This is a genomic window from Thermoanaerobaculia bacterium, assembly GCA_035260525.1.
Lineage (GTDB): Bacteria > Acidobacteriota > Thermoanaerobaculia > UBA5066 > DATFVB01 > DATFVB01.
The window spans coordinates 1-23,836 of record DATFVB010000368.1; the positions used below are offsets into that span (position 1 = coordinate 1).

The window sequence follows — 23,836 nt, forward strand, 5'->3', positions numbered from 1 at the left end:
ATCGAGCGTGTCTTCCGGCGAAAACGAGATGTCGGCGATCGGCTTTCCGGCGGCGATCACCGCGCGAAGCATGTTGCGCCCGAGAAAGCCCGGCACGGCGCCCACGACGACGTCGGCGTCGGCGACCGCGCGCGCGATCTCGTCGGCCGAGGAGAGATCGGCCGTCCGCGTTCCCACTTTCGCGGACGCCTTCACCCGCGCGAGCACGTCCTCGGACCGGTCGTGAACGGTGACCGCCAATTCCGGATCGGCCGCGAGATCGCGCGCGATCACGGCGCCGACGAGCCCGCCGCCGAGAACGGCGACTTTTTTCATGCGCTTGCGATTCTATGCCGAGGGCGAGAAATGATGAGAATTGATCTATCTATGCACGAGTCGGAATTTCAGGATCGTGTCGCGCGACGGGCCAGTTTTTTTCGTTACAAGGCGACAAAGAGAGGTAAGCCCTGTGATTACGTTCGTGACGTTGTTCCTTGGATTGACGGCCGGAACACAGCGCATATCCCTGATAGCTGATCACGGAGTTAAAGCGGTTCAGATTACGATCGATGGGACGAGTCTGAGCACGCTGCCCGCACCTCCATGGCAAACGTCTTTCGATTTTGGGATGAGTTTGAGGCCTCACCGGATCCTGGTCAGGGCACTGGATCGTTCCGGGAACGAGATCGGACGGACGACGCAGCTCGTCAATGTCCCACGAGCCGCGGCGGAGGGTGAAATCCTCCTGGAGCGAGGACTCGACGGTCAGCCGGTCGCCGCGCGCGTGACGTGGGAGAGCGTGACTCAGGCGAAACCCCGCCGGTTCGACGTGACGTTCGACGGCCGTCGGTTGTCCGTCAAAGACCTATCGCGCTTCCCGCTCCCTCGCCACGACGGGAAGCGGGTCCACGTCCTGGTCGTGGAGATGGAGTTCTCGTCTTTCGAAAGAGTCCGTCTGGAGCGCGCTTTCGGCGGCGGAATTGCCGAAAATGCCACGTCCGAGCTGACCGCGATACCGATTGCCGTCGGCAAAGGAGATCCCGATCGGAAGGCGCTTTCCGGGGCTTTCTCCGCCGACGGCGAGCCGGTCCCCGTCTCGGCCGTCGAAGCCGGGCCCGCAAAAGTCACCCTCGTGCGCTCGGCCAGAGCCGACGAATGGTTCGATCCCTCGAAGGCGAAGCCCGGATCCGATTCGGCGGGCCCAGGTTCGCTCAGCCCGTTGACTCCCACACTTTCGGCGGAAAGCCGATTCGTCGAGCGCGAGCCCGGAAGGTTCGACATGGCCCTCGGAGAAGAAGATCAGATCCGCTTTCTCTATCCGGTGCCGCTCGTCTCGGACGAATCGAGGCTTCCGACGAATCTCTTTCCCGCCTCGCCGTACTACTTCACGGCGGAGCATGGAGGGATTCCGTATCTCCTCCGGAGCTACACCATGTCCTTCGGCGAAAACGCCCCCGAGCGCATCGCCGATGCCGTCGCGGTCGCGGCTCTGCAGGTGGCCGGCGGAAACCAGCCGCGGGCCGTCGTTCTCATCTGTTCGAACGATCCTGCCGACGAGAGCCAGTTCTCGGCGACCGTCGTGCGGGACTATCTCAGGCGAATCGGTGTGCCGCTCTTCGTGTGGTGCGTCGGTGCCGGGAACTGCGCGGACGTTCGCGCACGCTGGGGGGATCTCGAGGAGATCGGCACGGACACCGATCTTCGCCGCGCGATTTCGAAGCTGAAGAAAGAATTGAAACACCAGCGCATCGTCTGGGTCGAAGGGAGCTGGCTCGCGCAGGATGTGGTTCTTCGTCACCCGATCGAAGGGGTGAGGCTTCTGGCCGGAAGGTGACCGTTCGGCGGTGACCCGGCGGGATCGGCCGCTCTCGACGGCCTTCGCGATCCGAGCCTGAAGCGAGGTCGCGAATCGGGCCAGGCTCCTTCCGGATGGGGCGCCGGGCGGTCGAGGGCGTGAGCCCGATTCGCGAAAGGCCGTCGCGCGGAAAGTCTCCCGAGGATATCCAGCGCTCTGACGGCACTCAGAGCCGCGAAGCGGCCGGCGCGATAGCGCCGAGTGCGCCGATCGCCGAGCACGCTCCGTGCGACGGCCACCGCAGGGAGGAGGTCCGCGCGGCGGGAGGATTCGCGATCCGAGCTCCGAGAGCGTCGCGAATCCGACGGTCTCAGAACAGTTTCAGGATGAGCGCCGAGGCCGAGACCCCGTGGATGCCGTGGGAAACGACGGGGATGCCGACGTCGAACCGGATCAGCGAATTGTTCCACGGGCCGTTCAACTGGCCCGAGATGCCCGCTCCCGAGTAGTAGGCGTGACGGAATCCGGAGTAGGCGTCGTTCAAGATCGCCTGGTCGTACATCGCCTCGAGCCGGATGATGTTCTCGATGTTCAACCCGTACGAGAGGTTCAGGATCCACGCCTGCCGGGTGCGCAGGGCGCCGCTCTGATAGCCGCGGAGGGGGTTGCCGGAGAAGGCGCCGAACTCGTATCGGGAGAACCGGTCGAGGTCGGAGCCGGACAGCCACGTCACGGCGCCGTGGATCTTCCGGAAGCCGGTGAAGTAGTAATCCTTCGAGATCGAGGCCGAGTACTTTTCGTAATCGCGCTGCCCGGGGCGGAACTCGGACGTCCCCGGGATCCCCCAGAAGCCCCACGCGTCGCGGTGGAACCGCGAATAGTCGAGGACGCCGTTGAAACCCTCGGCGTTGGCCGTCAGCTTGACCTCGTATCCGAACGTGAACGTGTCGTTCGGCGTGACGAATTCGTGCGCCGTGTCGGGATCGCGCTGATAGTCGTCCCATTTCGCGAAGAGACCGAGCGATGCCTTGAGATAGGGCCCGAGCGGATGGCCGAGGTTGACCTGGAAGAGCGCCGGCACGTGCTTCAGGCGCTCGTCCTTGACCTCCTTCCCGCTGCGGTACGACGCGTCGCCGAACGGGATCGCGAACCCGACGACATCGGCGCCGAGATCGAACCGGGAGCCGAGGAACGCCGGGTCGGTATAGTTCGTCGTGAGGACCGCGCCGGCGAAGAAGGTCGAGATCTGCTTCCCCCTGTGGAAGAGGTCGAAGTCGAAGTATTGGACGCCGAGGAGCGGGATCGGATAGCCGAGCGACCCGTCGTAGAAGAATCCCGCGACGCCGAAGAGGCTCTTCTTCGAGACCTGCTCCTCGACGACGCGTCCGCCGGGAGCCGCGGCGTCCGGGACGAGGTACTTCAGGCCGTGGTCGGTGTCGCGGACCATCTGCCGGGGCGACGCGTAGACGGCCGTGCGGCGCTCGACGAAATCGGCGGCATTGATCCGGACGTTGCCGAGGACGACGGAGCGCTCGACCGCCGTCGTCCGTCCCGCCGTCGAGAAGACTTCTTCCCCCTTGATCTCGAGGGGGAGGACGGCTGAGGTCCCGGGAACGGGCCGGTAGTACTCCGTCTCGACGTTCGAGAGGGTCTCCCCCGTGAGGTTCATCTGCACGGATCGGCGCCGCAGCAGCGCGAACGTCTTCGTGTCGATCCAAGCGCGGCCCCGGTACATCGGCTTCTTTCCCGCGGCGGATTTCGGCGTGAAGTCGATCTCCCACGCCGGATGCCCCTCGACGACCGTCTTGCCCGCGAGCGCGTACGCGTACTCTTCGCCGAGCTCGATCTCGAGGGGAAGTGTGGTCACCTTCTCCGGCTGGAGGATCGGGATCTTCGGGAGGGTCTTCCCCTTCCACTTGATTCCGTTGACGTAGAACGTGTCCCAGGCCCAGTCGAAGTCCTTCCCGCGCTCCTTGAAGAGCGGCCCTTCGATCGTCAAGTCGAACGTCTCGTTGACCTCGGCGACGCGGAACCGGAGCGAGGTCGTCAGGTCGGCGGTGTAGGAGCGGACGAGATCGTCCTGCGCCGCCTTCCAGGCGCGCTCGCGGGCGACGATCTCCTCGGCGGTGAGGCCGCGCGCGCCGCCGACGGAGACCTGCGCCTGCACTTCGCCCGGCTTGCGCTCGGGGACGAGCCTCACGGCGGCCGGACCGGCGGGGAGGTCGAGGTCGAGCGTCTTCGCGCCCGCGCCGAGCGCGAAAGTGCGGCGGGCGCCCGAGGCGAGGTTCTCGACCTGGGCTTGGCGGAACGGTCCTCCGGCCGAGACGTCGATGCGCGACGGTCCGCCCCCGTCGGCGAACACGATCGGCGTGAGGAGCTTCGCGTCGAAGAAGCGGGCCTCGCTCCCCGTCCCGGTCGCCGGCTGCGGCGAAACATCCCCCGTGAAATACGCCTGGGCCCGGACGAGCTCCGCCGCAAAGGACGGCCCGTCCGCCGCGGCGAAGAAGACGCGCTCCGCGCGCCGGCGCGCGAGCCGCGCGAGACCCGCGACGAGGGACACGGCCGGCTCCGCCGGAAGGTCGAGCCAGACGGGAGGGGAGCCGGGGAGCGGCGCGGTCTCGAGGGCCGTCGCGGAATCGTCGGAAACCAGCACGGCGTCGATCCCGGCGGCGAGCGTCGGATCTTCGAACAGCCGGCGCAGATCCGCGAGACCTTCCGGGCCCGCGCCCGCGGCGAGAGCGACTTTGACGTCCGGTCGAAGACCGGCAACGGTGGCCGAGAGCCGCTTGACGTCGAAGCGCCGCCGGTCGATTCCCGCTTCTCGTTCCGGAGCTCCGCCGCCGGCGAGGATCACGGACTCGATGTTCGCGTGCGCCTTGAGCTGCGCGGCGAGCGCGTCCGGGTCCGTCGAGAGGCCGCTCTCGAGCGCGACCGGAACCGCCGCGAGGCCGTCCAGGAGCGAGGCGTCGGAGATCCGGCGCAGCGGCGACCGGTCGGCGGGGGCTGGAGGTGCCGCGGCCGGGCCCAGGACGGCGGCATCGGCGCCGAGACGGATCTGTTCGCCGCGGGCTCCGGCGGCGAAGAGGATGAGGCCGACCGCGGCCGCGAAGGTCCGTATCGGACGCGGCGAGGCCTTCAACGGGGGAAAACCCGCCGCCGACCCTCCGGGGATGAAAAACACCGTATTTGCTTCATTCCGGGTCTCCGGAAAATTCTCCGCGGCCCGCCTCGGGACCCGCAAGGTCCCGGCCTCTCCACCGTGTCCGCGGGCAAAGAAAATGCCCGCGACCCTGCGGCCGCGGGCACCAAAGAGGAGGATCTCGTCGGGTTCTACGGAGGACCGGCCCCCCGCGTTGGGTCAAGCCTTCTTCTTGGCCGGCTCCCGCTCGAGGGGAGGCTCCGGCGCCGGCGCGAGCGCCGGCGCGAGCCCGAGGTGCTCGCGGATCTTGCGCTCCAGCTCGTTGGCGAGGTCGGGGTTCTCCTTGAGGAACTGCTTGGCGTTCTCGCGCCCCTGGCCGATCCGCATGTCGCCGTAGGAGAGCCAGGAGCCGGACTTCTCGATCAACTTGGCCTCCGTGCCGAGATCGAGCAACTCGCCGCCGCGCGAGATCCCCTCGCCGTAATTGATGTCGAACTCCGCCTGCCGGAAGGGGGACGCCACCTTGTTCTTCACGATCTTGACCTTCGTGCGCGAGCCGACGACGGTTTCGCCGTCCTTGATCGAGGCGATCCGGCGGATGTCGATGCGCACCGAGGAGTAGAACTTCAGCGCCCGGCCGCCCGTCGTCGTCTCGGGGTTGCCGAACATCACGCCGATCTTCTCCCGGATCTGGTTGATGAAGATCAGGCAGGTGTTCGACTTCGAGACGATCGCCGTCAGCTTCCGGAGGGCCTGCGACATCAGGCGAGCCTGCAGGCCCATCTGCGCCTCGCCCATCTCCCCCTCGAGCTCGGCCTTCGGGACGAGGGCCGCGACCGAGTCGATGACGACGACGTCGATCGCACCGGAGCGGATCAGCATCTCGGCGATCTCGAGCGCCTGCTCTCCCGAGTCCGGCTGCGAGACGAGCAGGTTGTCGGTGTCGACGCCGAGCTTCTTGGCGTACTCGGCGTCCATCGCGTGCTCGGCGTCGATGAAGGCGGCGATCCCGCCCTTCTTCTGGGCCTGCGCGATGATCTGGAGCGAAAGGGTGGTCTTGCCCGACGACTCGGGGCCGAAGATCTCGATGACGCGCCCGCGGGGCACGCCTCCGACGCCGAGGGCGGCGTCCACGGCGATCGACCCGGTCGGGATCGCGGAGATCAGGACCGGCGGGTGGTCGCCGAGACGCATGATCGCGCCCTTTCCGTACTGGCGGTCGATCTGGGTGAGCGCGGTCTCGATGGCGCGCATCTTCTCGGTGAGGACGGGACTCGGGGATGTGCCGGGGACGGGTTTGATCTGAGGCATGCTCTCGTTCTCCTTCACGTGTTCGCCGGCATTATAAACCGGCGAGCGGGGATTGTCCGGCGCCCGCGCGGAGCGCGCTTCGCGGCTCGGCGGGCGCGTGCGACGACTTATGATGAGGAGAGATGAGGACGCTCTTTTCTACGCCCCGTCTTCGCTGATGTCAAGACCGAGCCTGCGGCGCGCATGGAAGGAGAGGCCGATCTCCACGGCGATCGCGACCGGCGCGGGAATCGGGATGATCCCGCTCGCGCCCGGGACGTGGGGAAGTGCCGAGGGGCTCGCCCTCGCCGCGTTCCTCGCGCGCGTGCCTCGCCCGGCGCTCCTCGACACGCCCACCGCCGCGCCGATCGCGTCCGCCGGGGAGCTCGCCGGTCTCCTGATCCTCGCCGCCGCTCTCGCGATCCTCGCCGTCGGGATCGTCGCGAGCGGGCGCGTCGAGGCGCTCTCGGAGTCGCGCGACCCGGGAGCGATCGTCGTGGACGAGATCGCCGGGCAGATGATCGCTTCCGCGCCCTGCGCGCTTCTCGGCGCGGGGGGCAGTCTCTGGGGCCTTTCGTTCCTCCTCTTCCGTCTCTTCGACGTCTGGAAGCCCGGGCCCATCCGCAAGCTCCAGGAGTTTCCGGGAGGCTGGGGGATCGTGGCCGACGACGCCGCGGCGGGCGTCCTCGCCGGCGCGATCACGTACGCGATCGGGAGGATTTTCTGACCGGCTGACCTTCCGAACGCCGCTGTCCGTGAGAAATCGAGCCGCGGGCAGGCGCGCCGATCCGGCGCCGCGTGGATCTATAATGGATCTGTTTTGGAGGTGGCCGGATGCCCGTGAACATCTCGATCAAGAACGTCCCCGACGAGATCGCGGAGAGCCTGAGGCGGCGGGCCGCCCGGGCGCGGCGCTCGCTCCAGGGGGAGCTCCTCGTCGTCCTCGAGCAGGCGGCGGCGAGCGAACCGAAGCTCTCTCCGAAACAAGCGCTCGAGCGCGCGCGGCAGATGGGCCTGAAGACGCCTCGCGAGGCGGTCGCGATCCTGCGGCGGGATCGCCGTGCCCATTAAGGTCGTCGATGCATCCGCTGTCGCCGCGGTGCTTTTCGTCGAACCGGGAGCCGACACCGTCGCCGGACGGATCGAGGGTTTCGAACTGGCTTGCCCGACGCTGCTGCCGTACGAGGTGGCGAGTGTGTGCGGGAAGAAGATTCGGAGACAACCGAATCTGCGCCGCGAGCTGCTGAGATCGCTCCTGAATCTCGCCCGGATGGGGATCACCGAGCACGCGGTGCCGCCGACGGATGCCGTGGATCTCGCGCAACGCCTGGAGCTCACGCCCCACGACGCCGCGTACGTGTGGGTCGCGCGCTTCCTCGACGCCGAGCTCGTGACCCTCGACCGGAAGCTCGATCGGGCCTGTCGGTCGGCGGGTCGCTGATCCCGATGCTGACGCTGTCTCCCGCCGACGGGGAGGTCCGGCCCGGCGAGCCGCTCTCCGGTCACACGACGCTCCGGATCGGGGGGCCGGCCGAGTGCTTCGTCGCCGCCCGGACGGCCGAGGGGCTCGCCGCGGCGCTCCGGGCGGCGCGATCGGAAGGGAAGCCCTTCCGGATCCTGGGCAAGGGCTCGAACGTCCTCGTTTCCGACGACGGCGTCGCCGGCTGCGTCGTCGTCCTCGAGGGGGATTTCCTGGCGGTCGAAATCGAGGGCGACCGCCTCGCCGCCGGGGCCGGCGCGTCGCTGGGAGGCGTCTGCGCGAAGGCGGCGCGCGCGGGGCTGTCGGGGCTCGAGCCGATCTCGGGGATTCCCTCCTCGATCGGCGGCGCGGTGCGCATCAACGCCGGCGCCTACGGCGGCGAGATATTCGACGTGCTCGAGAGCGTGAGCCTCGTTTCTCCCGACGGCGCCGTCGAGGAGCGGCCGGCGGCCGCGATCGCGCACGGATACCGGTGGACGGCGCTCGTCGACTCGGGCGAGATCGTCTGCCGGGCGGCGATGCGGCTCCGCCGGGCGACGCGAGAGGAGATCGAGGGCAAGACCCGCGAAGTGACCGAGAAGCGCCGCGGCGCGCTCCCGCCGCAGGCGAACGCCGGGAGCATTTTCAAGAATCCGCCGGGGCGATTCGCGGGTAAACTGCTGGAAGATTGCGGCCTGAAGGGCGTCGAGCGCGGGGACGCCGAGATCTCCCCGCGGCACGCCAACGTCATCGTCAACAGGGGCGCGGCGCGGGCGGCCGACGTCCTGGAGCTGATGCGGCTGATGCGCCGGAGCGTCGAGGAGAAGTTCGGGGTCGAGCTCGAGCCCGAGGTCGAGCTGGTCGGGCTGCCGTGGCCGTGACGTTTCGCGCGGTCCTCCTCGCGGGCGGCGCGGGGACGCGTCTCTGGCCGCTTTCGACGGAAGCCGAGCCGAAGCAGTTCCTCCGCCTCTGGGGGACGACGAGCCTCCTCCAGGATGCATGGCGGCGCGTCCGGCCCGCCGCCTCGCGCGTCTGCGTGGCGACCGCGGAGCGCTATGCGGCGCGAACCCGCGAGGAGCTCCCCGACCTTCCGCCCGGCGACCTCCTCCTCGAGCCCTCCCGCCGCAACACGGCGGCCGCGATCGTCCGCGCGGCCGTCGTCCTCGGCCGCGAGAGCGACGAGCCGGTCGTCTTCCTCCCCGCGGACCAGACCGTCGCCGACCCCGAGGCGTTCGCAGGATGCCTGGCGCAGGCGGCCGCGGCGGCCGCGGCCGAGCCCGTGATCGCCCTCCTCGGGGTGCGGCCCGAACGGGCCGAGACGGAATACGGTTACGTCGAGGTGGAGGCCGGAACCGGTCCCCGTCGGGTCAGGCGCTTCGTCGAGAAGCCCTCGCGGGAAGCCGCCGAAGCCTACCTGCGCGGGGGGAATCTCCTCTGGAACGCGGGGATCTTCGCGTTCCGCCCCTCCTCGGGGATCGCGGCGTCGGCGGCCGCCGCGCCGGAATTGCTGGAGGCCTGCCGCCGTTATGTCGAGCGTCCCTCGGCCGAGGCCTGGGACCGGATCCCGGCGATTTCTTTCGATTATGCGGTGATGGAGAAGAGCAGCGACGCGATCTGTGTCCCGTGCGATGCGGGGTGGAACGACGTGGGCTCGTATCGCGCGCTCCGCGAGCTCAAGGGGATGGACGCCGCCGGCAACCTGGTGATTTCCGACCGGCCCGTCGTCGTCGAGGGCGTGCGCGACTCGATCGTCGCGGTCTCGGCCGCCGGAGCGCTCGTCTTCCCGTTCGCTCGCGAGAGCGAGCTCCGCGGACGGATCGCCGGCGCGGCGGGAGAGGGGAAATGAGCGCCTCGCTCGACCGCCTGCGGGAGACCGTCGGCCGCGTCTTCCGGGGAAATCCCGACGCGATCGACCTCGTCCTGATCGCGATCCTGTCGCGCGGGCACGTGCTGATCGAGGACGTGCCGGGCGTCGGGAAGACGACGCTCGCCCGCGCGATCGGAAAAGCGCTGGACTTGAAGTTCACCCGGATCCAGTTCACGAGCGACACGCTTCCCGCCGACGTGCTCGGGGTCTCGATCTACAACGCCTCGGCGAACCGCTTCGTCTTCCACCCGGGGCCGATCTTCGGCAACGTCGTGCTCGCCGACGAGATCAACCGGGCGACGCCGAAGACCCAGTCGGCCCTCCTTCAGGCGATGAACGAAGGGCGCGTGTCCACCGACGAAGGGACGCTCGACCTGCCGGCCCCGTTCGTCGTGATCGCGACGCAGAACCCGGTCGAGTACCTCGGGACCTACCCCCTTCCCGAGTCGCAGCTCGACCGCTTCTTCCTGCGCCTGTCGCTGGGATATCCGCCCGCGCGCGAGGAGAAGGACCTGCTCCAGAGCGGCGGCGCGGAGCGGACCCTCGACTCGGTCGAGCCGGTGCTCGAGCCCGCGGACCTCCTCGCGCTGCAGGCACGGGTCGAAGGGGTGCGCGTGTCGGACAAGCTCCTCGACTACGTCTACGCGTTGATCGAGGCCACCCGGCGCCGGTCCGACCTGCGCCTGCCGGTCTCGACGCGCGGGGCGCAGGCGTTCTACCGGGCGATCCAGGCGCGGGCGCTCGTGGCGGGACGGGACTTCGCGCTCCCCGAAGACGCGCAGGCGGTCGCCGAGCCGGTGCTCTCGCACCGGATCCTCTCGATCTCCTCGGACGGATTCGGGACCGGTCCGCGCGAGCGCGAAGTGATCAAGACGATCCTCGGGGAAGTGCCGGTCCCGGTATGAGAAAAAAATCCGAAATCCGAATATCGAAACGCGAAACAAATTCGAAATTCGAATGTTCGAAAGTCGAAACAGCGGCCTAGGCGCGCTTCTTCTTTCGAAGCGGGCGCGACCGGACCAGGTTTTTCGGTGCCGCCATTTTCGGATTTCGGATTTCGAACATTCGGATTTGTTTCGGATTTCGAATTTCGTGCTTCGAATTTCTCTCCTCTATGTCTGATCGCCCCATCACCCCCCTCATCCCGCGCTGGCACATCCGCATCACGAACTTCGGGCTGGGCTACATCCTGATGACGCTGCTGGTCGCGATCGCCGCCACGAACACGGCCAACAACGGGCTCTACACGGTGCTCGCCGGGCTGCTCGCCGGCATGATCGTCTCCGGGGTCGTGTCGCGGCGGAACCTGCGGGCCGTGCGGTGCACGGTCGAGGCCAACGGCGAGATCTTCGCGGGACGCCCGGCGTGGATCGCGGTGACGGTGAAGAACGCGTCGGGGGCTTTCACCGCGCAGGGAGTCTGGTTCCTGCACGAGGCCCTTCCCGGTCCCCTCTACGTCGCGCCGCTCCCTCCGGGCGCGGAGCGCCGTTACACCCTCGAGGCGGTGTTCCCGCGGCGCGGCGTCTTCGCGGGCGGGGACGCCGGCCTGATGAGCCGGTTCCCCGTCGGCCTCTTCCGCAAGTACCGGGGCGCTTCGTGGCCGAAGCCGATCGTGGTCTATCCCGACCCGGCCCGCGGCGCGAGGCGCCCGGAGGCTCCGGAGTCCTCCGGCGGGGCGACGTCGCCGGCGAGCCGGCGGGGATTCGGCCCGGAGGTGCGGACGCTGCGCGAATTCGTCTCGGGCGACGACGTGCGAGACCTGCACTGGAAGCAGTCGGCGCGGCTGCAGAAGTGGATCGTCCGGGAGCGGCGCGACGAGCGTTCGCGGCGCGTCGTGTTCGCGGTCGACAACGCGGTCGCGGATCCGCTCGACCCGGCGGCGGTCGCCGCGGTGGAGCGCGCGATCGCGGCGACCGCGGGGGAGGCGCTCGCGCTCGTCGAAGCGGGAGGAGAGGCGGGTCTCGCCGCGCGCGGCGTCTCGGTCGCGCCGGCCGGCGGGGCCGGGCAGCGGCGTCGAATCCTGGAGGCGCTCGCCCGGCTCGAGATCCTTCCTTTCGCGGCGGCGCCCGCGTTTCCGCCCCCGCGGCCGGGAGAGCGCCGGGAGGTCGCCGCGTGAGCGAGCCCTGGTCGAAGCCGCTCCGGGCCGTCCATCAGCGCGCCCTGCTTCCGCTCGCCGTTCTCGCGCCCGCCGCCCTGCCGTGGACCGGCGCCGCCTCGTTCGCCGCCGTCGGCGTGTATGAGGCGCTCCTCGCGGCCGCCTGGATCCGCGCCCGGCGCGGCCGGCCGCTCTCGCTCTCCAACGCGGCGCTGAACGTCCTCGCGCTCGCCTACGTCGCCTGGTTCTTCCTCGCGGCCCGGGCGCTCCACGCCGGCCTCGTGCGGACCGCGTCGAACCTCCTCCTCTTCACGGCCGCGGCCAAGCTCGTCTCGCTCAAGAACCGGCGCGAGGAGAACCTGACGCTCCTCCTCTGCTTCTTCCTCGCGCTCGACTCGGCCTCGACCTCGACGCACGTCGTCTCGCTCGCGTTCCTCGCCGTCCTCGCCGCCGTCGGGTTCCGGACGCTCGCGCGGCTCGCCGTCCTCGCCGACTTCGACCGCGCCCCGCCGGAGAGCGCCCTCGGGAGGCTCCCGACGTGGGGGGTGGCGGCCGGATCGGTCGCGGCGACGGCGCTCGTCTCGGTCCCGCTCTTCATGGCGTTTCCGCGCCTGCAGAGCCCGTTCGCCGTCGCGCCGATCCCGAAGATGGCCGCCGACGGGTCGTTCTTCACGTCCGACCGGGTCGATCTCGAGTCGTTCTCGTCGACCAAGCACAGCGACCGGATCCTCCTCCGCGTCCAGACGCCCGACGGCGAGCTCCCCGATCCGCTCCGGCTCCGCGAGGCGACGTTCAACCGGTATCGGAGGGGGCACTGGGTGCGGGAAGGGATGGTCTCCTCGCGGCTGCGGGAGAGCGGCGACGGGAGGGTCGAGCTGCCGCCGCAGTACGCCACGGCCGTCCCGTCGAAGACCCCGCGGCCCAGGCGGACGCTCTCGATCGAGACGTCGTCGTTCACGCCGGGGTTCCTGTTCGTTCCCTACGGCACGACGGCGATCGCGTCGGCCGGCACGGCCCTCGCGATCTCGTCCGACGCGACGATCACGTACTCGGGGGCGCCGAGCGACCGCCGGTACGCCGCCGAATACGTCCTGCAGGCGGACGGAGCCGGGCCGGGAAGGACGTCGGTTCCGCTCCACGACGTGCCGCCGGAGGTCGCGGTGCTGACGCGCCGGATCGTGGCCGGCGCCTCGACGCCGGAAGAGATCGCCTCGCGCCTCCTCGCCTATCTCGGACGCGGGTTCACGTACCGCGTCGACGTTCCCGAAGCGGTCGGCGATCCGGTCGTCGACTTCCTGACGCGCACCCGCGCCGGGCACTGCGAGTACTTCGCGAGCGCGCTCGCGCTCATGATGCGCTCGGCCGGGATCCCCGCGCGCCTGGCGACCGGCTCGCTCGGCGGCGAGGTGGGTCCGCTGACGAGCGAGATCCTCGTGCGCGGCGAGAACCTGCACGCGTGGGTGGAGGCGAGCCTCGACGGGGAGCGCTTCCGCGTCTTCGACCCGACTCCGCCCGAGGGGCGTCCGAGGATCGTCACGGTGTCGCTCTGGAGGCGGCTCGCCGAGCTCGGCAACGAGGTCGAGTACTTCTACGACCGGAACGTCCTGGGGTTCAGCACGCTCGAGCAGGTGCAGCTGGTCGAAGCGGCCCGCGAGGCCGCGCTGCGGATGGAGAACGCCGCCGCGAGAGCCGGCGCCCTGGCGCGCGTTCACCGCAGCCGGGCGGCCGCCGCTGCGGCGCTTGCGCTCGCGGCCGCGGCGTTCCTGCGGCTCGCCCGACGGCGCCGGCGGGTGCCGCCGGCCACGCGCGCCTATCTGCGCATCCGCCGGCTCCACGCTCGCCGCTTCGGGCCTCTCCCCGAGTCGGCCCCCTCCGGCGCGGTCATCCGCGGCTTCGCGCGGGCCGGCCGGGGCGCGGGAGTGGCCGCCCGGAAAATCGTCGAAACCTACCGGGCCGAGGCATTCGGGGACGCGCCGCCCGACGTCGAGACCGTGCGCGAGATCCGGCGGCTCGTGCGCGCGCTCAAGAAAGCCTCGGCCGCGGCCGCCGCCGTCCTGATCCTGCTCGCGGCCTCGCCCGGCGCCGCGCGCGCCGCCGATCCGGCGGTTTCGCAGGACGCGCGGCGGCAGGACCTCGCGGGACTCCAGGCGCGCGTCGAGGAGTCGCGGCGGCGCCTCGCGGAGGCGGAGAAGAAGACCGCTTCCCTCCGGCAGGAGGTCGAGGCGCTCGACCTGCGCCTCGAGCTGGCGCAGCGGCAACGGGAGCTCATCGCCGCGCGGCGAGACGACCTCGCGCGGCGCTCGAGCTCGCTCGGGGCCGATCTCGAGTCCGCGCGCGCCGCGCGCGCCCGGTCGGCCGATTCGCTGCGCGCGCGCGTCCTCCTCCTGTCGCGCCTGGGCCGGTTCGGCTATCTGAGGCTGCTCCTCGCCGCGCGGGGGACGACGGAGGTGTTCGCCGCGATGCGCACGCTCGACGCGATGGCGCAGACCGACGCGCGCGAGCTCGCGCGGTTCACCGACGCGGGGCGGCGGCTCGAGACCGACCTCCGGTCGCAGAACGACCTGCGGAAGGAGACCGAACAGCTCCTCGCGCAGGACCGGGAGGAGGAGAGGCGGATCGCGGCCGGGAAGAGCGAGCGGATGCGGCTGCTGGCGCAGTCCAGGAGCGAGACCGTCGCGACGCGGCGGGAGGTCTCCGAGCTCTCGGAGAAGGCGCAGAAGCTCGAGGCGCTCCTCGACCTCCTGGCGAAAGGAGAGTCGACGACGATCGGCTCTCCGCGGCCGTGGCGCGGCGTGCTCGACTGGCCCGTCCGCGGGACGATCGCCGTCACGTTCGGACGGCATCGCCACCCGAAATTCGACGCATGGACCGTCTCGAACGGCGTCGAGATCGCGGCGCCCGACGGAACGCCCGTCGCGGCCGTCTACGGAGGGCGGGTCGTGTTCGCCCGCTGGTTCGCCGACTACGGCAACATGGCGGTGATCGACCACGGCGACGAGGTGCTCACCCTCTACGCGCGCCTGCGGTCGATCCTGGTCCGCGTCGGCGACGTCGTCTCGACGGGGGACAAGGTGGGTCTCGTCGGCATCGGTCCCGGGGAGACGGAACCGTCCCTCTACTTCGAGGTCCGCGACCACCAGAAGGCCTCCGACCCGATGACGTGGCTCCGGTAGACGGGAGCGCGGCTCGCGCCGCCTGACGCCACCGGAACAAAGCCGAGCGGAGATCTGTTGAAAGCCGCATGACGGTGCCGATGGTAGAATTTCCGCGATGAAGTCGAACCGCTCCCGGCTCGCGTTCGTGCTCGCGTCGCTGGCCGGCCTGGTGCTGCTGACGGCGTTGAAGGGGCCGGTCCTCGCTCCTCCCGGGCGCGACCCGGTCTTGAAGCCCCTGGCGATCTTCACCGAGGTCCTGAATCTCACCCGCAGCAACTACGTCGAGCCGGTCGACGTCTCGACGCTGCTCGCCGGCGCGTATGACGGCGTCACCGACGCGATCGATCCCTACTCCTACTACGTTCCCGGCGACCGGATGGCGAAGTATCGGGCGTTCGAGGCCTCCCGGCCGCTCGATTCGGGGCTCGTGCTCGGCCGCCGCGGCGGGTTCGCGTACGTCGTGGCGCCCGTCCCGGGCTCGCCGGCCGACGCCGCGGGAATCAAGTCGGGCGACGTGGTCCTCGCGATCGACGGCGCCTCGACCCGCAACCAGGCCCTGTGGGAGATCGAGTCGGCGATCGCCGGTCCGGAGGGTTCGGCGGTCCCGCTCAAGGTCCTGCGCGGCGGCGACGAGAAAGAGGTCACCGTCCGGCTCACGCGGCAGCGCTACACCCCGGCCACGGTGTCGCAGAGGGCCCAGGACGGCGTTTCGGTGATCCGGATCCCGTATTTCGCGCCCGGAACGTCGGCCGCGGTCGAGAAAGCGCTCCGCGCCCAGACCGCCGGCGGCCCCCCGGTGATCGTCGACGTTCGGGATTCCGCCGGCGGCGACGTCGACGAGGCGGTCCGCACCGCGTCGCTCTTCGTGCCGCCGGGCGAGGTCGTGAAGCTCTCGGGGAAGAAGATCCCGGGCCGGGACTACGCGACCGTCGGGTCCCGCGTCTGGAACGGAAAGACGATCGTGCTGATCGACGGCGGCACCGGGGGCGCGCCCGAGGTGTTCGCGGGCGCCCTCCACGATCGAGCGGCTGCCGAGCTCGTCGGAGAGCCGACGGCGGGGATGGGCATCGTCCAGCGGCTGCTCCCGATGAGCTCCGGCGGCGCGCTCTACCTGACCGTCGGCGAGTACGTCTCGCCCTCCGGCACGGAGCTGACGGGTAAGGCGCTCAAGCCCACCGCGCGCGTCGATCTCTTCCCGGGCGACTCCGGCGCTTCCGACGACGCGATCCTGAAAAAGGCGCTCGAGATCGCCCACGGCGCTCCCGCGAAAGCGGCGGCGTAGCGTCCGATTCCTTCGCCGTCTCGTCCCGGCCGCCGCGCGGGGCCGCGCACCCGGGGAGGCGTTGCCCGGTTGCTCCTCGCGCTCCTGCTCTTCGCCGCCGGATTCGGCGCGGCGGTCCTGTGGATGCGTCCCCGCGCGGCTTTGGAGGCGCCGGCCGTCCGCGCCGGCAGGGCGGCGGCCGCCGTCGCGCCGCCCCGAGCCGCACAACGGCGCTCCGCCCATCCGGCTCCGCGCGAGGAGGGGATCGTCCTGGCGGCGGACCCCTCCCCGGCGCCGCGTCTGGCGATCGTCGTCGACGACCTCGGCAACGACGACGCGGCGCTCGCCCGAGTCGCGGCTCTCCCGGCGGCGATCACCGGAGCCGTGCTCCCGGGTCTGCCGCGGAGCCGCGAATCGGCGCAGACGCTGCGATCGGCGGGGAAGGAAGTGCTCCTGCATCTTCCGATGGAACCGCTCGACCGTTCCGCGCGGCCCGGCCCCGGCCTCGTGAAGGTCGGTATGACGGCCGGCGACATCACTCAGGTCCTGACGGCCGACCTCGCCGACGTCCCGGGAGCCGACGGGGTGAACAACCACATGGGCTCCCGCGCGTCGGCCGACCGTCCGACGATGGACGCCGTCCTCTCGGTCCTGAAGAAGCGCGGCCTCTACTTCCTCGACAGCCGGACCACGGCGTTCACCGTCGCGGCCGAGGAGGCCGGGCGGCTGGGCGTTCCCTGCCGGTCGCGCTCGGTCTTCCTCGACGACGTGGCCGAGGAGTCCGCGATCCGGCGCCAGCTCGACCGCGCCGTCGAAGACGCGCGCGCCGAGGGCGCCGCGATCGCGATCGGCCACCCGCATCCCGCCACGCTCGCCGTCCTCGAGCGCGCGCTCCCGGAGCTTCGCGGCAAGGGGATTCGGCTCGTGCGCGTCTCGGACCTGTTTTCCCGATAGGTTCCGGCGCGGCCATCCGCTCCGTTCAACGGGTCCGGCAGGCCCGCGGGACCGGCTTCCGGCAGGTCTGCGCGCGCCTGGCCGTCACTTCGGAGATTCGCGGCCTTGCGGCGGCTCCGGTCAGCGGCGGGGAGGATCCGGCTGGTCTCAGAGGCGGGGCTTTTCCGGTTCCGCTTCGCGCTCCTCGGCCTTCACGGCGTTCCACCACCGGTCGAGCTCCGCCGCGCCGCACGCGCCCACGTCCTTGCCTTCGCGCCGCGCGCGTTCGGCGACGGAGCGGAAGCGGCGGCGGAACTTCGCGTTGGCGAGCCTCAGCGCGCGTTCCGGATCGAGGTCGGACCGGCGGGCCCAGTTCGCGACGGCGAACAACAGGTCTCCGAGCTCCTCCTCCGTGGCCGCGCGGTCGCCGTCCGCCTGGGCCGCGCGCGCCTCGCCGATCTCCTCCTCGACTTTCGCGAGGAGATCGGCGTTTCTCTCCCAGTCGAAACCGAGGCCGGCGGCGCGCTCGCTCATCCGGAGCGCGACCGAGAGCGACGGGAGGGTCGCGGGGATCCCCTCGAGGGGATCGTCGGGCCGCTCTCCGGAGAGCCGCTTCCTCCGTTCCCAGTTCGCCTTGACCGATTCGGCGTCCCGGGCCTTCTCGGCGCCGAAGACGTGGGGGTGCCGGGCGATCATCTTCGATTCGATCGCCGCCGCGACGTCCTCGATCGAGAACCAGCCGCGTTCCTCCGCGAGGCGGGAGACGAAGAAGATCTGGAAGAGGAGGTCGCCCAGCTCGCCGGCAAGCTCGCGTCCGTCGCCGTGGTCGAGCGTCTCGAGCAGCTCGTGCGTCTCCTCCAGGATGTAGGTGGAAATCGACGCGAACGTCTGTTCTTTGTCCCACGGGCACTCGCGGCGAAGGCGCCCGACGAGCGCCTCGAGCCGGGAGAGAGCGTCGCCCATGGCGGGAGTCTAATCGTATCCGTCGTCCGCCTCCCGGCAACGAAGGCGGGCGAAGCCGCGCCGTAGCTCGCGTGGGCGAGTAACCGTGCGGGCACAGCCGCGCCGTAGCTCGCGTAGCGAAGGCGGGAAGTGGCGGGCAGAGCCGCGCCGTAGCTCGCGTAGCGAGCGGAGGCGGGTTGCCGCGCGCCGGAAACCGGTGCTATCTTCCGGCCCACCGAGGTGCCCCGTGGCGGAAGAAGAGAAGCCGATCAAAGTCTCCGATTTCCGGATGTTCACTCCGGACGGCGAGCTCAAGCCCGAGTACCGCGATCTCGAGGATGCGCCGGAGCCGGCGGCGGCCGCGCCGCCGCCGGAAAAGAAGGAGCCGGAGCCCGTGCCGGAGCCCGAGCCGGCCGCGCCCGGGGGCGCCGACCCGGACTTCGTCGACCTCGTACGGTCGCTCGCGACGAGCGCGTATTCGGCGATGGGTCTCCTTTCGGAGCCGGGGGCGGGCGCCGCGCGGGACCTCCCGGGGGCCCGCCGGATGGTCGAATGGCTCGGGCTCCTCGAGCGCAAGACCCGTAACAATCTCACCTTCGCCGAACAGGATCTCCTGACTCGCGCCCTCTACGAGCTGAGGATGGCCTACGTGGAGGCGAGCGGAGTCGCGACACCGCCGACGCGCTGAATGCGAACATTCGCCGCGGGAATCGTCTTCCTGCTGTCGATCGCGCTCGCCGCCCGGGCGCAGACGGTCGCGCCGGCGGACTCCGGCGCTCCGGACGACGCCGCCTCCTCCGGCGACCGCGTGTCCCCGCTCCCCCCGCCCGCCACCCGGTCCGGGCTTCGCGGGCGCTGGTTCGAGTTCCTGTCGGCGTTGAACGAGGACGACTATGCCTCCGCGCGGCTCGCGAGCGCCGACCTGCTGCGCACCGCGAGCCGGGTCGGGATCTCTCGTCTGTCCGACTTCTCGCGCGCGGCGCTCTACCAGGCGCGGCTCGCCGACCGGCAGGGGAAGGCGCAGCGGGCGGACCTCGCCCTCGAGACGGCGATCCAGCTCGACCCCGAACTCGTCGACCCGCGCTGGGAGAAGGCGCGGCTCGCGTGGGGCCGCCGGCAATACGCGGACTCCGCGATCGCGCTCGGTGAGGCCGTCAACGCGCTCTTCGAGGCGGAGGAGTCGCGGCGGGAGTTCGTCTCGAACGCGGCTTTGCTGATCGGCGCGTCGTTCGCTCTCGCCGCCGCGGGGCTGGTCCTCGCGCTCATGCTCCGGCACTCGCGGCGGCTGTACCACTCGATCCGGGAGCGCGCGCAGCCGGCGTTCGGGCGGCGCGGCACGATCGCGGCCGCGCTCGTGCTCCTGGGGCTGCCGTTGTGGCTTTCGTTCGGGCCGTTCTGGCTCCTCCTCTACTGGTCCGTCCTCGTCTGCATCCACGCCGGGACGCGCGAGCGGATCGTCCTCGGGGCGGCGCTGCTCGTGGTCGGTTTTCTCGGTCCCCTCACCAAGGAGATCGCGGATCGGAATCTGATCGCGCGCTCGCCGCTCGTCTCGGCGGCGGTCGACCTCGAGGAGAAGAAGGAAGAGGGGGGATCCGTCGACCTGCTGCGGCGGGCGTCGGAGGTGTTCTCCGAGGATCCCGACGTGTGGTTCCTCCTCGGACGTTTCGCGCAGCGGCGCGACGACTACGACGAGGCCGCGGCCGACTACGCCCGGGCCCTGAAGGGCGATCCGAAGTCGTTCCGCGCGATGATCGGGAGCGGCAACATCCATTTCTGGCAGGGGGATCTCGGCGAGGCGATGGCGGACTATCGGGACGCGATCCAGGTGCGCCCGCGCTCGGCGCTGGCCTGGTACAACCTCTCGCTGGCGCAGGGCGACGCGTACCTCTTCGACCAGCAGAGGGAATCGCTCGCCAACGCCCGGCGCCTCTCGCCGCGCGAGGTCGACCGGTGGATCGAGTCTCCGACGCTCGCGCGCGTGCTTTCGCTCGACTATTCGATCGAGGAGGCGGAACGCCGCTCCCGGCGCTGGACGCGCGAGGTCAAGAGCCAGTCTCTTCCGGGGCTCGGCCACGCGTATGCGCCCGCGGACCTCTTCTTCGTGCCGACGTCGATCGGACCCTGGCTCGCGCTCCTGGTCGGGCTCGTCCTGGGGGCGGTCGTCCGTTACCGCCGCTGGGGCGCCCGCGAATGCGCCCGCTGCGGAGCCGCGTTCTGCCGCCGTTGCAAGGTTCCCGGAAGCGCTGCGCTGTACTGCGCTCCGTGCGACCGGCTCCTGTCGAGCAAGGCCGCCGCGGACATCGCGTCGCAAGTGGCGCAGTCCGAGGAGGCGCGCCGCAACGTCCGGCAGCGCCAGCGGGAAGCGCGCTGGCTGTCGGTCGTCTTCCCGGGCGCGCGCCGGATCTCGGAGGGACGGCCCGCGACCGGCCTCCTGATCCTGTTCGGCTTCTTCTTCTTCGTGCTGGTCGCCTTGGTCGGCGGCCGGATCTACCCGGTGCGGTCGCTCCCGACGGCGACGTATTTCCCGGTGCGCGAGATCGCCGCGACCGTCCTCGCCTTCGGCGTGTGGGTGGGGGCGAACCTCGGATTCGTGCGGAGCTGACGATGGCGCTGCGCGGCACTCTCCGGGACTTCTCGCTGGGCGAGATCCTCCAGCTGATCAGCTTCCAGAGGAAGACCGGCGTCCTCAGCGTCGAGGGAGAGGAGGACACGGTCTCGGTCTCGTTCCTCGACGGGAAGGTCGTCGCCGCGGATTCGCTGAAGCGCCGGTTCGAGAACCGTCTCGGGAACCTCCTGGTGCGGGCCGGCAAGCTCACGCCCGCGGTCCTGAACGAGGTCCTCGAGGAGCAGAAACGGCTCGAGCAACGGATCGGATTCGTGCTGATCAACCGCGGGCTCGTGTCGCCGGGGGACCTCCAGGCGGCGCTCCGCACCCAGATCCTGAATCTCATCTACCGCCTCTTTCGGTGGAAAGACGGACGGTACTACTTTTCCCAGGAGAAGTCGGTCGAGTACGAGGTCGACCACTTCACCCCCGTCGCCACCGAGAACATCCTCATGGAAGCGGCGCGGATGAGCGACGAATGGCCGCTCATCCAGAGTCGGATCCCCTCGCTCGACATCGTCTTTCGCCGGGCGCCGGGGACCGAGAAGCTCGAGATCGTCTCCGAAGAGGACGAGAAGCCGCCGGGGACGCTGGCCGTGCCGCCCGAGGAAGCGATCGTCTGGAAGCTGATCGACGGCAAGCGAACCGTCACGGAGATCACCGAGGCGACGTTCCTCTCCGATTTCGACGTCGTCAAGGCTCTCGACCGGATGCTCGCGCGGCACCTGATCGTCGAGGCCGAGCCGGAGAAGGCGGTTCCTCCTCCCGCTTCGTCGCCCCCGCCCGAGCCCGCGAAAGAGGTCATTCCGCCGAACACTCCGGCGGCGCTCGTCCTCTGGGGGGTCCTGGCCGCGCTGCTCCTCTTGTCGGTCGTGTTCCTGCCGCGCAATTCCTTGAACTTCGTGTTGAGCGGGGCGCGGGGGAGCTACCTGGCGCCCGTCGAGAACTCGATCAGCGTCGCCTGGCTCCAGCGGCTCGACCGCGGGCTCGAGGTCTTCTACTTGAACGAGGGTTTCTATCCCGCCACACTCGCAGAGCTCGCGTCCGCCGCGGTCGTGGAGGGAGCCGTTCCGATCGAGGCGGGGACGGCGGGATACCGGTACATCCTCCGGGTCAACGACAACAAGTACGACCTCTACGGAAAGACGCTCGACGGCAAGCTCGATCCCAGCCTGAGCCTGAGCCGGACGCTCGATCCCGTCGCTCGACAGGCCATGATCACCGAAAGGCACAGGAAAGCCGAAGCCAGGAGAAAGCCGGTCAAGATCGACGTGGTGAATTGAGCATGGGATGCTTAGGTCCTGTCGATTTATACTTGACATGAAGAGGCTCATGTCCTAAAATGCGCCCGTGACCAGAAGGAGGGCGCAGTCTCATGGCCAAAATCATCGGAATTGACCTCGGCACCACGAACTCGGTGGTGGCCGTGATGGAAGGCGGCGATCCGGTCGTGATCGCCAACGCGGAAGGAAACCGCACGACCCCGTCGATCGTCTCGTTCTCGAAAACGGGCGAGCGGCTCGTCGGGCAGGTCGCCAAACGGCAGGCCGTCACGAATCCCGCCAACACGATCTTCTCGATCAAGAGGTTCATGGGGCGGAAGTTCTCGGAAGTCAGCGAAGAGATGAAGATGGTCCCTTACAAGGTCGAAAAGGCCGACAACGGGGACGTTCGGATCGACGCGGGGGGGAAGAAGTACTCGCCTCCCGAGATCTCCGCGATGATCCTGCAGAAGCTGAAGGAAGCCGCGGAGGCGCATCTGGGCGAGAAGGTCACCCGCGCGGTGATCACGGTGCCGGCGTACTTCAACGACTCGCAGCGGCAGGCCACGAAAGACGCCGGACAGATCGCGGGGCTCACCGTCGAGCGGCTCGTCAACGAGCCGACGGCCGCGGCGCTCGCGTACGGCCTCGACAAGAAGAAGGGCGAGACGATCGCCGTGTACGACTTCGGCGGCGGCACGTTCGACATCTCGATCCTGGAAGTGGGCGAGGGGGTCGTGGAGGTCAAGTCGACCAACGGCGACACGCACCTCGGCGGCGACAACATCGACCAGAAGATCATCGACTGGATCCTCCAGGAGTTCAAGAAGGACCAGGGGATCGACCTGTCGCAGGACCCGATGGCGATGCAGCGGCTCAAGGAAGCGGCCGAGAAGGCGAAGATCGAGCTCTCCTCGACGATGGAGACCGACCTGAACCTCCCGTTCATCACGGCGGACGCGACCGGGCCGAAGCACCTGCAGATGCGGCTCTCCCGCTCGAAGCTCGAGCAGCTCGTCGAGGAGCTCGTCCAGCGGAGCGTCGGCCCCTGCCGCCAGGCGCTGAAGGACGCCGGACTCGAGCCCAAGGACATCGACGAGGTCGTGCTCGTCGGCGGCCAGACGCGCATGCCGAGGATCCAGCAGGTCGTCAAGGAGCTCTTCGGGAAGGAGCCTCACAAGGGGGTCAACCCGGACGAGGTCGTGGCCGTCGGCGCGGCGGTCCAGGGAGGCGTGCTCGGGGGCGACGTCAAGGACGTGCTGCTCCTCGACGTGACGCCGCTCTCGCTCGGCATCGAGACCCTCGGAGGCGTGAGCACGAAGCTGATCGAGCGCAACACGACGATCCCGACGCGCAAGAGCGAGACGTTCTCGACGGCCTCGGACAACCAGACCTCCGTCGAGATCAAGGTCCTGCAGGGGGAGCGCGAGATGGCGCGCGACAACAAGCTCCTGGGAGTCTTCCACCTGATCGGGATCCCCTCCGCGCCGCGCGGCGTCCCGCAGATCGAGGTGACGTTCGACATCGACGCCAACGGCATCCTGAACGTCTCGGCCAAGGACCTCGGGACCGGCAAGGAGCAGAAGATCACGATCACGGCGTCGTCCGGCCTCGCGAAGGACGACATCGACAAGATGGTCAAGGACGCGCAGTCCCACGCCGAGGACGACAAGCGGCGGCGCGAGGAGATCGAGACCCGCAACCATCTCGACTCGCTCGTCTACTCGACCGAAAAGACCCTCTCCGAGAATCGGGCGAAGCTCTCCGACGCCGATGCGAAGAACCTCGACGACGAGATCGCGGCGGCGCGCGCGGCGCTCGAATCGGGCGACGGCGAGCGCATGAAGCAGGCGAAGGCGAACCTCGAGCGCGCGTCCCACAAGCTCGCGGAAGAGATGTACAAGAGCGCCTCGCAGGGTCCGACGCCGCCTCCGGGCGCCGCGCCCGGCGGAGGCGAGGAGCGCCCCCGTGCGCAGGGTGACGAGGACCAGGTGATCGACGCCGAGTACGTCGACAGCGAGGGCGGCAAGCGCTGAAACCGGACGGGGCCTGCG

At 69.8% G+C, this 23,836-nt stretch carries 19 protein-coding genes; 15 read left to right on the forward strand and 4 right to left on the reverse strand.

From position 1 onward, the window contains the following. On the reverse strand, positions 1–315 hold a 315-nt coding region (locus tag VKH46_17375), incomplete at its 3' end, for a saccharopine dehydrogenase NADP-binding domain-containing protein (GenBank protein ID HKB72605.1). Positions 316–355: 40 nt separating this feature from the next. Between VKH46_17375 and VKH46_17380 the strand changes: the two genes are divergently transcribed. Continuing rightward, a complete protein-coding gene (locus VKH46_17380) occupies positions 356–1,813 on the forward strand; it encodes a hypothetical protein (GenBank protein ID HKB72606.1) in 1,458 nt (485 codons plus the stop codon). A 331-nt stretch (positions 1,814–2,144) separates the two neighbouring features. Here the strand turns inward: VKH46_17380 and VKH46_17385 are convergent, their stop codons facing one another. Together VKH46_17385 and recA are read right to left on the reverse strand one after the other, a co-directional pair. Continuing rightward, a complete protein-coding gene (locus VKH46_17385) occupies positions 2,145–4,955 on the reverse strand; it encodes a hypothetical protein (GenBank protein ID HKB72607.1) in 2,811 nt (936 codons plus the stop codon). A gap of 177 nt (positions 4,956–5,132) precedes the next feature. Further along, positions 5,133–6,224, reverse strand: a complete 1,092-nt coding sequence (recA, locus tag VKH46_17390) for a recombinase RecA (protein HKB72608.1) — start codon at positions 6,222–6,224, stop codon at positions 5,133–5,135. A gap of 157 nt (positions 6,225–6,381) precedes the next feature. Here recA and VKH46_17395 point away from each other — a divergent pair, with 157 nt between their 5' ends. From VKH46_17395 to VKH46_17440, 10 genes are all read left to right on the forward strand, one after another. Then, positions 6,382–6,930 carry a phosphatidylglycerophosphatase A gene (locus VKH46_17395; protein HKB72609.1) on the forward strand — a complete coding sequence of 183 codons (549 nt, stop codon included), beginning with the start codon at positions 6,382–6,384 and terminating at the stop codon, positions 6,928–6,930. 107 nt (positions 6,931–7,037) lie between these two features. Next, on the forward strand, positions 7,038–7,274 hold the full coding sequence (locus VKH46_17400; GenBank protein ID HKB72610.1) for a hypothetical protein: 237 nt from the start codon (positions 7,038–7,040) through the stop codon (positions 7,272–7,274). Continuing rightward, positions 7,264–7,644: a type II toxin-antitoxin system VapC family toxin gene (locus VKH46_17405; protein HKB72611.1), complete on the forward strand. Its 381-nt coding sequence runs from the start codon at positions 7,264–7,266 to the stop codon at positions 7,642–7,644. Before VKH46_17400 ends, VKH46_17405 begins: the two co-directional genes overlap by 11 nt. A 5-nt stretch (positions 7,645–7,649) precedes the next feature. Next, positions 7,650–8,543 carry a UDP-N-acetylmuramate dehydrogenase gene (gene murB / locus VKH46_17410; protein HKB72612.1) on the forward strand — a complete coding sequence of 298 codons (894 nt, stop codon included), beginning with the start codon at positions 7,650–7,652 and terminating at the stop codon, positions 8,541–8,543. Then, positions 8,534–9,508: a sugar phosphate nucleotidyltransferase gene (locus tag VKH46_17415; protein HKB72613.1), complete on the forward strand. Its 975-nt coding sequence runs from the start codon at positions 8,534–8,536 to the stop codon at positions 9,506–9,508. Before murB ends, VKH46_17415 begins: the two co-directional genes overlap by 10 nt. Then, positions 9,505–10,434 (forward strand): MoxR family ATPase, encoded by a 930-nt coding sequence (locus VKH46_17420; protein ID HKB72614.1) that lies wholly within the window; start codon positions 9,505–9,507, stop codon positions 10,432–10,434. The genes VKH46_17415 and VKH46_17420 overlap by 4 nt, the downstream gene beginning before the upstream one ends. 209 nt (positions 10,435–10,643) lie before the next feature. Then, positions 10,644–11,645 carry a DUF58 domain-containing protein gene (locus tag VKH46_17425; GenBank protein ID HKB72615.1) on the forward strand — a complete coding sequence of 334 codons (1,002 nt, stop codon included), beginning with the start codon at positions 10,644–10,646 and terminating at the stop codon, positions 11,643–11,645. Continuing rightward, positions 11,642–14,797, forward strand: coding sequence for a transglutaminaseTgpA domain-containing protein (locus VKH46_17430; GenBank protein ID HKB72616.1), 3,156 nt, complete (start codon positions 11,642–11,644; stop codon positions 14,795–14,797). Before VKH46_17425 ends, VKH46_17430 begins: the two co-directional genes overlap by 4 nt. Before the next feature lie 97 nt (positions 14,798–14,894). Beyond that, complete coding sequence (locus VKH46_17435; protein HKB72617.1) at positions 14,895–16,061, forward strand: S41 family peptidase; 1,167 nt, start codon at positions 14,895–14,897, stop codon at positions 16,059–16,061. A 69-nt stretch (positions 16,062–16,130) separates the two neighbouring features. Next, positions 16,131–16,994 (forward strand): divergent polysaccharide deacetylase family protein, encoded by an 864-nt coding sequence (locus VKH46_17440; GenBank protein HKB72618.1) that lies wholly within the window; start codon positions 16,131–16,133, stop codon positions 16,992–16,994. A 147-nt stretch (positions 16,995–17,141) separates the two neighbouring features. On the opposite strand, the gene mazG is transcribed toward VKH46_17440, so the two are convergent. Continuing rightward, positions 17,142–17,936, reverse strand: coding sequence for a nucleoside triphosphate pyrophosphohydrolase (gene mazG / locus VKH46_17445; protein ID HKB72619.1), 795 nt, complete (start codon positions 17,934–17,936; stop codon positions 17,142–17,144). A 226-nt stretch (positions 17,937–18,162) separates the two neighbouring features. Here mazG and VKH46_17450 point away from each other — a divergent pair, with 226 nt between their 5' ends. The 4 genes from VKH46_17450 (at position 18,163) to dnaK (ending at position 23,818) form a co-directional block, all read left to right on the forward strand. Further along, positions 18,163–18,603, forward strand: coding sequence for a DUF1844 domain-containing protein (locus VKH46_17450; GenBank protein ID HKB72620.1), 441 nt, complete (start codon positions 18,163–18,165; stop codon positions 18,601–18,603). Next, the gene (locus tag VKH46_17455) at positions 18,604–20,517 is read left to right on the forward strand and encodes a tetratricopeptide repeat protein (GenBank protein ID HKB72621.1); all 1,914 of its coding nucleotides are present in this window, start codon (positions 18,604–18,606) and stop codon (positions 20,515–20,517) included. A gap of 2 nt (positions 20,518–20,519) precedes the next feature. Next, positions 20,520–21,803, forward strand: coding sequence for a DUF4388 domain-containing protein (locus VKH46_17460; GenBank protein ID HKB72622.1), 1,284 nt, complete (start codon positions 20,520–20,522; stop codon positions 21,801–21,803). Between the two features lie 92 nt (positions 21,804–21,895). Continuing rightward, positions 21,896–23,818 carry a molecular chaperone DnaK gene (gene dnaK, locus VKH46_17465; GenBank protein HKB72623.1) on the forward strand — a complete coding sequence of 641 codons (1,923 nt, stop codon included), beginning with the start codon at positions 21,896–21,898 and terminating at the stop codon, positions 23,816–23,818. The last annotated feature ends 18 nt before the right edge of the window (positions 23,819–23,836 follow it).

What these genes read in the sequence shown, in the direction of transcription:
- recA (HKB72608.1), bottom strand. Translation starts at nt 6,224, where the DNA reads ATGCCTCAGATCAAACCCGTCCCCGGCACATCCCCGAGTCCCGTCCTC.
- VKH46_17395 (HKB72609.1), top strand. Translation starts at nt 6,382, where the DNA reads ATGTCAAGACCGAGCCTGCGGCGCGCATGGAAGGAGAGGCCGATCTCC.
- VKH46_17400 (HKB72610.1), top strand. Translation starts at nt 7,038, where the DNA reads ATGCCCGTGAACATCTCGATCAAGAACGTCCCCGACGAGATCGCGGAG.
- murB (HKB72612.1), top strand. Translation starts at nt 7,650, where the DNA reads ATGCTGACGCTGTCTCCCGCCGACGGGGAGGTCCGGCCCGGCGAGCCG.
- VKH46_17420 (HKB72614.1), top strand. Translation starts at nt 9,505, where the DNA reads ATGAGCGCCTCGCTCGACCGCCTGCGGGAGACCGTCGGCCGCGTCTTC.
- VKH46_17425 (HKB72615.1), top strand. Translation starts at nt 10,644, where the DNA reads ATGTCTGATCGCCCCATCACCCCCCTCATCCCGCGCTGGCACATCCGC.
- VKH46_17435 (HKB72617.1), top strand. Translation starts at nt 14,895, where the DNA reads ATGAAGTCGAACCGCTCCCGGCTCGCGTTCGTGCTCGCGTCGCTGGCC.
- mazG (HKB72619.1), bottom strand. Translation starts at nt 17,936, where the DNA reads ATGGGCGACGCTCTCTCCCGGCTCGAGGCGCTCGTCGGGCGCCTTCGC.
- VKH46_17455 (HKB72621.1), top strand. Translation starts at nt 18,604, where the DNA reads ATGCGAACATTCGCCGCGGGAATCGTCTTCCTGCTGTCGATCGCGCTC.
- VKH46_17460 (HKB72622.1), top strand. Translation starts at nt 20,520, where the DNA reads ATGGCGCTGCGCGGCACTCTCCGGGACTTCTCGCTGGGCGAGATCCTC.
- dnaK (HKB72623.1), top strand. Translation starts at nt 21,896, where the DNA reads ATGGCCAAAATCATCGGAATTGACCTCGGCACCACGAACTCGGTGGTG.